This is a genomic window from Vibrio sp. Vb0304, from assembly GCF_033338995.1.
GTDB classification, from domain to species: domain Bacteria; phylum Pseudomonadota; class Gammaproteobacteria; order Enterobacterales; family Vibrionaceae; genus Vibrio; species Vibrio alginolyticus.
On record NZ_JAWOTT010000312.1, the window covers coordinates 1 to 1,099 of the forward strand.

The 1,099-nt window shown below is 47.9% G+C and carries 2 protein-coding genes; both read left to right on the forward strand.

What is annotated here, in order from left to right; translation table 11 throughout:
- Positions 1-26 precede the first annotated feature (26 nt).
- Entirely contained in the window at positions 27-611 is a 585-nt protein-coding gene (gene nfuA, locus R7P35_RS25880) for a Fe-S biogenesis protein NfuA (protein ID WP_005458964.1), read from the forward strand.
- 220 nt (positions 612-831) lie between these two features.
- The coding region (locus tag R7P35_RS25885) for an NUDIX domain-containing protein (protein ID WP_318093318.1) at positions 832-1,099 on the forward strand (268 nt) is incomplete at its 3' end.

Sequence of the window (1,099 nt, forward strand, 5' to 3'; positions counted from 1 at the left end):
CCTACAAATTTACTCGGGTATTCGTCGTGTCAAATATTACTATTACAGAAACTGCGCAAACGCATTTCGCTAACCTTCTAGGCCAACAGCCAGAAGGCACTAACATTCGTATTTTCGTTGTGAACCCAGGTACACAAAACGCTGAGTGTGGCGTATCTTACTGCCCACCAGAAGCGGTTGAAGCGACCGACACTGAGATCCCTTACGCAGGTTTTTCAGCTTACGTGGATGAGCTAAGCCTACCTTTCCTTGAAGACGCTGAAATCGACTTCGTTACCGACAAAATGGGTTCTCAACTGACATTGAAAGCACCAAACGCAAAAATGCGTAAAGTGTCGGATGATGCGCCACTTGTTGAGCGTGTTGAGTACGTTATCCAAACTCAAGTTAACCCACAGCTTGCTGGCCACGGCGGTCACGTGAACTTGGTTGAGATTACTGAAGCAGGCGTAGCTATCGTTGCATTCGGTGGCGGCTGTAACGGTTGTTCAATGGTTGACGTAACACTAAAAGAAGGCATCGAGAAAGAGCTACTAAACCAGTTCGTTGGTGAGCTAACAGCAGTTCGAGATGCAACAGAACACGACCGTGGTGACCACTCTTACTACTAAGAGCTTATCGTCGGTGAAAATGGGAGGCTTTGGTCTCCCATTTTTGTATCTGAACAATCCATTAAACACGTGAGATTCTTCGTCACACACGACCTCTTTCAAGGTTATCGAGCGAACACTGCCGAAGCGATGAAATCAAACTAGCAACTCTTGCAGAGTTCTCATATATTAAGAATCTTACGCACCTTACAAAAGCCAACGACACCAAGGAGTCAGCGCCATGTCGAAAAGGACCCCACCAGAGATTCTCTCTTGTCAGACGGTCGCACGATCAAAACTGTTTGCTGTGGAAGCCCTCGACCTTCGCTTCTCCAATGGCGAGCATCGCACTTATGAGCGCATGAAGCCAAGTGGCCGCGATGCCGTAATGGTTGTACCGATAACCGAGCAGGGCGATTTACTGTTGGTACGTGAATACGCTGCTGGTACAGAGCGTTACGAACTGGGTTTTCCTAAAGGTCTTATCGATCCCGGTGAAACGCCACATC